Origin of the sequence: Candidatus Burkholderia verschuerenii, assembly GCF_001189365.1 — a bacterium.
GTDB lineage: Bacteria > Pseudomonadota > Gammaproteobacteria > Burkholderiales > Burkholderiaceae > Caballeronia > Caballeronia verschuerenii.
On record NZ_LFJJ01000206.1, the window covers coordinates 1 to 9679 of the forward strand.

The 9679-nt window shown below is 61.4% G+C and carries 8 protein-coding genes, 1 tRNA gene and 2 pseudogenes; 6 read left to right on the forward strand and 5 right to left on the reverse strand.

Translation table 11 applies throughout. The annotated features are described in order from the left end of the window. Positions 1-135 precede the first annotated feature (135 nt). Both BVER_RS32865 and BVER_RS24715 read left to right on the forward strand, forming a co-directional pair. The gene (locus tag BVER_RS32865; RefSeq protein ID WP_198155355.1) at positions 136-402 is read left to right on the forward strand and encodes a hypothetical protein; all 267 of its coding nucleotides are present in this window, start codon (positions 136-138) and stop codon (positions 400-402) included. Between the two features lie 31 nt (positions 403-433). After that, positions 434-796: a hypothetical protein gene (locus tag BVER_RS24715; RefSeq protein ID WP_050455524.1), complete on the forward strand. Its 363-nt coding sequence runs from the start codon at positions 434-436 to the stop codon at positions 794-796. 863 nt (positions 797-1659) lie between these two features. Here BVER_RS24715 and BVER_RS24720 read toward each other — a convergent pair. Beyond that, positions 1660-1735, reverse strand: a tRNA-Arg gene (locus tag BVER_RS24720). Positions 1736-2058: 323 nt separating this feature from the next. Here BVER_RS24720 and BVER_RS24725 point away from each other — a divergent pair. Beyond that, entirely contained in the window at positions 2059-2949 is an 891-nt protein-coding gene (locus BVER_RS24725; RefSeq protein WP_050455525.1) for a c-type cytochrome, read from the forward strand. A 30-nt stretch (positions 2950-2979) separates the two neighbouring features. Here BVER_RS24725 and BVER_RS24730 read toward each other — a convergent pair whose 3' ends face one another. Further along, entirely contained in the window at positions 2980-5067 is a 2088-nt protein-coding gene (locus BVER_RS24730; protein ID WP_050455526.1) for a UvrD-helicase domain-containing protein, read from the reverse strand. A 174-nt stretch (positions 5068-5241) separates the two neighbouring features. Here BVER_RS24730 and BVER_RS24735 point away from each other — a divergent pair, with 174 nt between their 5' ends. Both BVER_RS24735 and BVER_RS24740 read left to right on the forward strand, forming a co-directional pair. Then, positions 5242-6285, forward strand: coding sequence for an oxidoreductase (locus tag BVER_RS24735; protein ID WP_050455527.1), 1044 nt, complete (start codon positions 5242-5244; stop codon positions 6283-6285). Between the two features lie 127 nt (positions 6286-6412). Then, positions 6413-7012 (forward strand): hypothetical protein, encoded by a 600-nt coding sequence (locus BVER_RS24740; RefSeq protein ID WP_050455528.1) that lies wholly within the window; start codon positions 6413-6415, stop codon positions 7010-7012. Between the two features lie 18 nt (positions 7013-7030). On the opposite strand, the gene BVER_RS31875 is transcribed toward BVER_RS24740, so the two are convergent. Next, positions 7031-7492: a hypothetical protein gene (locus BVER_RS31875; RefSeq protein WP_198155356.1), complete on the reverse strand. Its 462-nt coding sequence runs from the start codon at positions 7490-7492 to the stop codon at positions 7031-7033. On the opposite strand from BVER_RS31875, the pseudogene BVER_RS24750 reads away from it, so the two are divergent. Next, a pseudogene (locus BVER_RS24750) lies at positions 7452-7979 on the forward strand (SulP family inorganic anion transporter); the annotation flags it as partial. The gene BVER_RS31875 and the pseudogene BVER_RS24750 overlap by 41 nt on opposite strands. Here BVER_RS24750 and BVER_RS24755 read toward each other — a convergent pair. Beyond that, positions 7977-8865 (reverse strand): annotated as a pseudogene (locus BVER_RS24755) (SulP family inorganic anion transporter); the annotation flags it as partial. The pseudogenes BVER_RS24750 and BVER_RS24755 overlap by 3 nt on opposite strands. 79 nt (positions 8866-8944) lie before the next feature. After that, entirely contained in the window at positions 8945-9547 is a 603-nt protein-coding gene (locus BVER_RS24760) for a carbonic anhydrase (RefSeq protein WP_050455530.1), read from the reverse strand. Positions 9548-9679 lie beyond the last annotated feature (132 nt).

Here is a 9679-nt window from a genome sequence, read left to right on the forward strand (position 1 = left end):
GCGAAGTTCCAAACTCCCAGGAAACCATTCAGATCAATATTGCTTCTGGGAGTTCTGGGAAACACGATCTTCCGGCGGCCCCTTGCCACCCTTGACTTCGACTAATTCTGAAGGGCCGACTACATAGTAGATCAATTGTTATCCATCGCCAAGAGGATGGATGACCATGGGGCAAACGGTCAGCAGAATGAAGTGTTGAAAGCCTTGCTTCGATTTTCAGGAGTTGAACGTCTTTTCCCAGAGCGCCAAAGAATCAATAACCTTGTGAGATATTATGAGGAAGTTAAGAGGCGCATTACATGGCTCAAGCAAGATCCACATTATTGGCTTCAATTTGGGATGGCGCTTCTTGCTCATGACGAATATTTGAAAAGTCAGCGGATGACTAACTGCAGCTTATGAATTGGCAGCGAAAAAGAATAATTATCATACGATGCATATTGACATGCAACAAAGCCGCTTGTACATGAAGATGCCAGCCAAGGAAATTGACGCAACTCAGAGTTTCAAATACTTCAAAAAGGGACTGGAATTCTTGAGGTTGGTTCCTGACGACGTCACGAAGTTTAGGTCTCTCGAAAACGTCACCGCGATATTCTCGGCAAGATTTGAAAATTTCAACCGTGGCCAACAAATAGAATTTGTCAAAGCCTGCCAAAAAATAGCTCAAGAAATGCGCGCGTTTATTGCTCGTGACGGTGGCTCCTACGGTGCTGAGCGGAGATTATCCGGTGCGGGGGCCAAGCTTGAGGACATAATAAACAGGGGCTTGAAAATCATCGAAACTGTCGCTTGAAACACTAAAGCGAGAACTTTGCTTATATGTCCGCTCGCGGGGGCGGATGAGGTCCCGAACCCGCGGAAGTGGCACTGCGGGGCCTGGCGCGGCTCGCTCATTGCCCGGCCTGCTTCAGGACGCATAGAACCGTCGTCCTAAATCTGGTACCAAACGGCAAGCATCGTCCGAAGCTCGACCCTTCTGGCGAGAACACGTCTGCAGCTCATCCATGTCACGCGCTGCAACTGCGTTTTTAGTGCTGCAATGGTTGCAATTTCCGCCGTTTCATCTGCTTCAGCAAGCGATGGTGCAGTCGGCCCCTCGTCCTCGAAGGAGTCCGGGTCAAGCTTTCGAAATCGAGCGGGTACGCTAATCCTGGCGCGCCAAGGTCAGACACATGGTCGCGGCATCCGTTGCGCTCTCGGCAACTGCTCCATCAGTTCTCGATAGGTTTTGCACACCTTTCGCACGACTTGCAGGCGTTCGCCGGGCGGCAACTCCCTCGCACGCTCGGCGCAACAATGTTCAAGAGACCTCATCATGTCGACAAACATTTCAGGGTGGTTCCAAGTCAATTAGTAGCGCCTCGTAAACTACGAGGCCATTCCATTGCAGACGAGGGCTGGGATGCCCTGACAGCGTACCGTGTCTACCCGGGCGAGCGCGCAGGAGCCGGGGCCGCTGGCCGGAATGACCTTATTGTTCGCGCTGGTTCGTGGTAGTCATTGCAATTAACCCTGTCGCTTCAGAAGGGTGAATACATGACGGCTGCATTGGTCATCAAGGCCCGCGGCCACATTGAAAAGTTTGCTGAGGATTTCCGTACGTTTCCGTATGGCTTGATCGTCGGGTTGCGCAAATTAGCGAACCTTGGGCAGATTTGGCGCGCCCGGCTGGGATCGAACCAGCAACCCCTGCCTTCGGAGGGCAGTACTCTATCCATTGAGCTACGGGCGCATCGGAGAAGACCTTGCGGGAGGAGAAACAGAAGCCGAAAGCCGGCTGCAAGGGCCATGCTAATCCGAGAGGATACCGGGTTTTCGTGAAATCGTCCATCGTGCGGGAGGTATCGGCCGATCGGCGCGGGCGGCGAAACACATCCGTAAGCGTCACACGATTCGGGTAAACGCCCGTCGTTCGGGCCTGCCGCCTCGCGCCTTCTATTAAGCGTTCCGTCTATAATCGACCGTGCCTTTCCCCGAGGCGCGCGCCAAGCAACGCGGTAGCTGTCACGCTGTCACTGAATCGACTCACATTAAAAGACGGGAGACGAGACAAGCATGAGCGAAGCACCCCACGGAGCCCCGATCAAAACCCCCGGCCAACTCATCGCGGCGGTCATCGCGGGGTTCGGCGTTCCGGTCGCCATCATCATCCTGCTTGCGGTGTATGTGAATAACTCGACGCGGACCGGCGCGGGCACGGATATCGAGCAGTCGGTAGCGGAGCGCGTCGCGCCGGCCGCGCAAGTCGATATCTGCGATGCCAACGCCCCGCGCGTCTACAAAACCGGCGAGGAAGTCTTCAAGGCCGTCTGCTCGACCTGTCACGCGAGCGGTGCGGCGGGCGCACCGAAGTTCGGCGATTCGGGCGCATGGGCACCGCGCATCAGCGAAGGTTACGACACGCTTCTGCACAACGCGCTGAACGGAAAGGGCGCGATGCCCGTACGCGGCGGCACCAATCCCGACGATTACAGCGATTTCGAGATCGCGCGCGCGGTCGTCTATATGGCGAATCACGGCGGCGCGTCATTCCAGGAACCGGCTCAGCCGAAGCCGGGCGAAGCGGCATCGGCATCGGCGGCGGCAGCCGCTCCGGCGGGCGCGAGCGGCGCATCGGGCGATAACGCTCAGGCGGCGGCAGCGGTCGCGGCGCTGGCATCCGTGCCGCAGACGGCAGCAGCACCGGCCGCGGGCGGCGCCGACAGCACTCAGGCCGGCAAGGCGCTTTACACCCAAGTGTGTCAGGCCTGTCACGCGGCGGGCGTGCTCGGCGCGCCGAAGTTCGGCGACAAAGAAGCCTGGGCGCCGCGTCTGAAGGACTCGATGGACACCGTCTACAACTACGCGCTGCACGGCAAGGGCGCGATGCCGGCGAAGGGCGGATCGAACGCATCGGACGCCGATGTGAAGGCGGCGGTCGATTACATGGTCAACGCGTCCAAATAACGCCGCGCCACGTTGCGGAAGGGCGCGGGATCAGCCCTTCTGCAGCATCGCCTTCAACATCGCCATACGGTCCTTCGGTGACAGCGGCGCTTCTTCCGCCGTGGGCGGCGGTGCATCGTCGAGCAGCATCTCGGGGATGAACCGCGACGGCTCGCACACCACCGTCTCCCGCGCGCGCTTGCGCTTCTTGCACCAGTTCAGATGCAGACTGCGCTGCGCCCGCGTGATCGCCACATACATCAGCCGGCGCTCTTCCTCGATGCGCGCGTCGTCGATCGGATTGTCGTCGTCGGTGCCGCCGCGATGCGGCATGATGCCTTCCTCGATGCCGACCAGAAACACGTGCGGATACTCCAGCCCCTTCGACGCATGCACCGTCGATAAGCGCACCGCGTCGGGGTCTTCATCCTTGCCTTCGAGCATCGACATCAGCGCGACGGTTTGAATCAGGCCGAGCAGGTTCTTGCCGTCGTCGCTGAGACCGTCGGCGGTGTCGAAACCGGTCTGTTCCGTTTCCGGCGATGCTTCCGGCTTCGTGCCCTTGCGCTTCAGCCATTCGAGGAACTCGAGCACGTTCTGCCACTTCGCCTGCGCCTGACGTTCGTCGAAGGCATCGTAGAGATAGGCTTCGTAGTGGATCGCTTCCATCATGTCGTCGAGCACGGTCGATGCAGGATCGCGCGCCGCGCGGTCCGACAGGCGGCGAATCCATTCGCAGAACGTACGCAAGGGCTCGACCTGACGCGCCGACAGCCGCGCCTCGATGCCGCCCATGAACACCGCCTCGAACAGCGACACCTTCGCCGCGCCCGCGAACGCGCCTAGCGCTTCGAGCGTCGTGTTGCCGACGCCGCGTCGCGGCGTGGTGATCGCGCGGATGAACGCGGGATCGTCGTCGGGATTGGCGATCAGACGCAGATACGCGCACAGATCCTTGATTTCCGCGCGATCGAAAAACGACTGTCCGCCCGACAGCACATACGGAATGCGCTCGCGCCTGAGCACCTGTTCGAAGATGCGCGCCTGAAAATTGCCGCGATACAGAATGGCGTAATCGCGGAACTGCGTGCGCCGCTCGAACTTGTGCGCCGACAGCCGGAAGATGACCGATTCCGCCTCGTGCTCTTCGTCGTTGTAACCGGTCACGGTGATGGTGTCGCCCATGCCGTGCTCGGACCACAGCTTCTTCTCGAACAGCTTCGGATTGTTGGCGATGACATTGTTCGCCGCCGTCAGAATCCGCACCGTCGAGCGATAGTTCTGCTCCAGCTTGATCACATGCAGCTTCGGAAAATCCTTGCCCAACTGCGCGAGATTTTCGATGGTCGCGCCGCGCCAGCCGTAGATCGCCTGATCGTCGTCGCCCACGGCGGTGAAGGCGGCGCGCGAACCGGCGAGCAGCTTAACCAGTTCGTACTGACAGGTGTTGGTGTCCTGATACTCGTCGATCAGCAGATAACGCAACCGGTTCTGCCACTTGTCGCGCACTTGCTCGTTCTGCGCGAAGAGTTGCGCGGGCCGCAGAATCAGATCGTCGAAATCGAGCGCCTGATACGCGTGCAGCGTCGCCGCATAACTGCGATAGACGATCGCCGCCTGATGCTCGCCCTCGTTGTTCGCGAGCACGGCCGCCTGATCAGGCGACACCATCCCGTTCTTCCACAGCGAGATGATCGACTGCACCTTGCGGATCAAACCCTTGTCGGTCGTGCCGAGCTGCTCCTGAACCATGCCGAAGCAATCGTCGGAATCCATGATCGAGAACTGCGGCTTGAGCCCGCAATGCTCCGCTTCCTGGCGCATGATCTGCACGCCGAGCGAGTGGAACGTGCAGATCGTCAACTGATTGACGGGAATCTTGCGGCCTTCCTTGCCGGGCGTCGTCAGCGTCTTGCCTTCGAGGAGCTTGCTCGTGCGCTCGCGCATTTCGAGCGCGGCCTTGTTGGTGAAGGTGAGCGCGGCAATATGCTTCGGCTCGAAACCTTTCCCTTCGATCAGATGCGCAATCTTCTGCGTGATCACGCGCGTCTTGCCGCTGCCCGCGCCCGCGAGCACGAGACAAGGGCCATCCATGTAGCGCACGGCTTCGCTTTGCGCGGCGTTCAGACCTGCGGACATCGTTTTGGCTTTGGAAGTTGAGGCGAGCGGCGCGCGGCCGTCGCGGATGGACTGCGTGGAATCGAGTGCGCGATGTTAACACGCCGGAACGGGCGCGGTTTTGGCCCTTGTTCGCATCGGCGGACGGAGCGCGTGCCACAATATCGGACCGATTTTACGACAGGACGATGCCGTATGGACACAGCACTCAAGATCGGCGTGATGGGCTACGGCCTCGCCGGCGCGACGTTTCACGCGCCCGTCATCGAACACTGCGGACGCGCGGAAGTCGCGGCTATCGCGACGAGCCAGGCCGAGCGCGCGCAGGCCGATTATCCCGATGCGAAGATCGTCGCGGACTTCGACGCGCTCGTCGCGCTGGACGATGTGGCATGCATCGTCATCGCGACGCCGAACGACACGCACTTCGACCTCGCGCATCGCGCGTTGTCGGCGGGCAAGCACGTTGTCGTCGATAAACCGGTGACGCTTTCCGCCGCCGACGCCCGCACGCTCGCCGATCTCGCGCAACAAAAAGGCTTGCTGTTCGCGCCGTTCCACAACCGTCGCTGGGACGGCGATTTCATGACCGTGCGCGCGCTGATCGAAAGCGGGCGGCTCGGGCGCATCACGCATTATGAATCGCACTTCGACCGTTTTCGTCCGAAGGTGCCGCAGCGCTGGCGCGAGGAAGCGGAGCGCGGCGGCGGCCTGCTGTTCGACCTCGGACCGCATCTGATCGATCAGGCGCTGACACTGTTCGGCGCGCCGCAAACGGTGACGGCGTTCGTCAAGGCGCATCGCGATCACGCGCATGCGCCCGATTACGTGCATCTCGTGCTCGGCTACGAAGACAAGGAAGTGGTCCTGCACGCGAGCGCGTTGGCCGCGCTCGAACCGCCGCGTTTTTCGATCCACGGCACGCGCGGCAGTTATGTGAAGAACGGGCTGGATACGCAGGAAGATCAGCTTCGTTCGGGGATGCGGCCCGGCAATGCCGAATTCGCGAAGAATCCGCCCGGGCTGCTGCGCGAAGTCGATGGCGATCACGATCTGCGTCACGAATTCGCCACGAAGGATGGCGCGTACGTGGAGTTTTATCGCGCGCTGGCGGCATCGATTCAGGATGGCAAACCGTTCCCGGTCACGCCGCAAGACGCAGTCGATGTGATGACGATCATCGAACTGGCGATACAGAGCGATCGCGAAGGCCGGCGCGTGCCCTTCGAGCGGCGATGACGTTTAGGCCGGGTTTGTTGCCACTCGGCAATGGCACACAATTTCGCCAAAAAACCCATTGACGTCGACTTTATAGCGAACGTTAGTATTCGAACGAATCGTTAGCAAACGTTCGGAGCGGACAACGTTGAACCTGCCGAAATCAACCTCACTGGAATGGCTGCGCGAGCTGATCGACATGACGATCACCGCGCGCGGCAACGACTTCGCCGTCAGGCGAATCGAGCGGGGCGCGCACGCGCTTCTCACGCGTCACGATGAGCGGCCGGAACTGTGCTGGCTCGCGCTGGCCTTCACGGCGTTTCTGCGCGGCGATCGGAACGCGTGCGTCCGCGCGATCGATGCGGCGTATGCGCTGGCGAAGCACGATGTCGTGATCGTGAGCAATGCTGCATCGCTGTTGATCAACCTCGGACTGCCGCGTCTCGCGGCGGCGTATGCGCGTCGCCTGATCGCCCTGAGCGACGGCGACGCGCGGCAGGCGATCAACGCGGTGAACGTGCTGTATGCGTCGCTGCATCTGGAAGAGGCGGCCGCGTTGTTGCGCGATGTCGGGCGGCATCGGCCGTACGGGCAAGACGACGTTTTGATGACGCAGCTCGATGGTTTGTCGGCGTCTTTTCGCGCCAGCGGCGTGAGCGTCGAGATGCGCGTCGCGCTGATGGAAACGGCGGTTGCCGCGATCGAGTCGGAAGGGTATGCGGTTCGTTATGCCGCGCCCGGATGACACGCTGCGCTACGAGCTTTATGTCGACCAGCCAATCGGCCAATGCGCCAAGCTGGGTTTCTCGATCGCCACCTGGCTGACCGAGAAATTCGATCGCGCGTATCCGGAGTTGATCACGTTCGTCTGTAGGCCGCTTGGGTCGTACGTGCCGGCGGGAAACCTTATCGAGTTGGCGGCATGAGCATCGATACGTCCGACTTGATCGGGCTCGCGCAGCGGTTGGTGGCGGGCGATCGCGAATGCGAATGGCGCTCGGGCGCGTCGCGTGCGTATTACGCGGCTTACCACAAGGCGCTTGGCGTAGCGGACGACTGTTTGCCGCCGAGTCCTTACGCAACGGGCGTGCATCAGCAATTGACCGATCGATTCCTCGCGGAAGGGCGAAAAGGGACCGCGCTGGCGTACAAGCTGGTCGACCTGAAACGTGTCAGAACGCATCGGCAACATGATGGCGGGCGCGATCGGCGCGTTGCCGATCACGTCGGTGATCGTGCGCAGCTCGGCCAACGTGCATGCGGGTGCGCAGAGCCGCTGGTCGTCGTTCATTCACGGCACGTTGCTGCTGGTGAGCGTGTTCGTGCTGACGAGCGTGATCAACCTGATTCCGCTCGCCTGTCTCGCCGCGATCCTGATCTTCACCGGCCTCAAGCTCGCCAAGCCGTCCTTGTTCGCGGCCGTGCTGAAGCAAGGCTTCGAACGCTTCGCGCCGTTCATCGTGACCATCGCAGGCGTGTTGCTGACGGATCTGCTGATGGGCATCGTGCTCGGCATCGCGTGCAGTCTGGTGCTTGCCGTGCGCGCCAATCTGAAGCGGCCGATCACGATGGCGCAGCACGACGACCACTATCTGATCTCGTTCCGCAAGGACGTGTCGTTCCTCGGCAAGGTCACGCTCAAACATCATCTGCATTCGATTCCGGACGGCGCGACCGTGATTCTCGATGCATCGCGTGCGGACTATATCGATGCCTTGCGCCTTCAGTTCGCGATCCGGCGGCGCGGCGCGCTTCTTCGGATCGAGTTGCTCGACGGCTTCGAGACTGAGCAGCGTCTCCAAACTCGCGACGATCGCGAGCGTCACGGCGAGCCCCCACACATCCGGATTCACGAGTTGCGCGAAGTTCGGCAATTCCAGCGCGTTCGTGAACGCGCCGAACGATTCGAGCGACGGCAGCGCCACGCGATGCTGCGACGGCAGCACGAAGCCCGGCGCGATCATGTCGAGCAACAGCGTGATGCCGATACCGACCGCGACCACCGCGAGCGGCGCGGGCACGGCGCGCACCAGCGCGAAGCGGCGCATCGCGCGCGTTTCCCAGCCGGCTAGCATCGCCAGCGAAATCAGCGCGACGAGACAGGCGGCGATCGAAAGCGGCCCGAACGGCGTATCGAAGGTGCCCGCGCCCGTTGCCGCCGGTGCGCCTTCATTGGCGAAGCCGAGCGCGAGCGGAATCTGCTTGATGACGAGCAACAGGCCGATCGCCGCGAGCATGCCCTTGATGACCGACGTCGGCACATAGGCCGCGAAACGTCCCGCCTTGAGCAGGCCGAAGCCGAACTGGATCGCGCCCGACAACAGCACGGCCAACAAAAACGCCGAAAAGCTGCCGAGCCCGGCGATGCCATCGACGACGATGACGATCAGCCCCGCCGCCGGCCCGCTGACACTCAGCTGCGAGCCGCTCAGCACCGCCACCACAAGACCGCCGATGATGCCGGACAACAGTCCCGCGAACGGCTCCACGCCGGATGCATTGGCGATGCCGGAGACACAGCGGCATCGCCACCAGAAAGACGACTGTGCCGGCAAACAGATCGCGCGGAAAATCCGCCAGAAATTTGCTTAGGTTCATGTGCGTTCAGAGCGAGTTGGGGCGTGCGGCATGGCTTGAGCCACGCCGCATGCAACATGCATTGGGGGACGAGAGAGAATCAGCGGCCGGTGGTTTCGGCGGTCTGGAGCAGTTCCGCTGGCGCGTGCCCTTCGTCGTCGTAGCCCGACGCGAGCACTTTGAGAAGGCCGTCATGCAGGCCGAAGATCCAACCGTGTACGAGCGGCGGCGCATCGCGATCGCGCACGATCGGCGTCTGCCGAAGCAGCCGCACTTGTTCGAGCACGTTGAGTTCGGCGAGACGATTGGTGCGCGCATCGAGTTCGCCGAAGGTATCGAGCTCCGCGCGATGCCGCTCACCCAGCGCGCACAACGGCGCGATGCGCCGGTTCACATGCGGCGGTTCGTTCGACAGCGGCAGCAGCGATGCGCGCACGCCGCCGCGGCCGCACACGATCACATGATCGACCTTGAGCACGCGCACGGCGTATTCGAGCACGCTCAGCGTGTTGTCGTCCGATGGGTGGAACAGATTGGCGATGTTGCGATGAACGAACAGATCGCCCGGGTTGGCATGCGTGACCGTCTCGGCCGGCACACGGCTGTCCGAGCATCCGATCCACAGCACCTTCGGGCTCTGCCCCTGCGCAAGACGCGGAAAGAATTGCGTATCGGCGTGCGCGGTTTCGCGTGCCCAGGCAATGTTTTCTAGTGTTCCGTCCCAGAAATAACTTTACATAAATCCAACATGTTCTATGATCGACTTATGGTGTGCGGGAGACGATCGTAGGACGTAAGGGAATCGAGGTTCTCGTGTCCAATCTGGAGCGAGAAC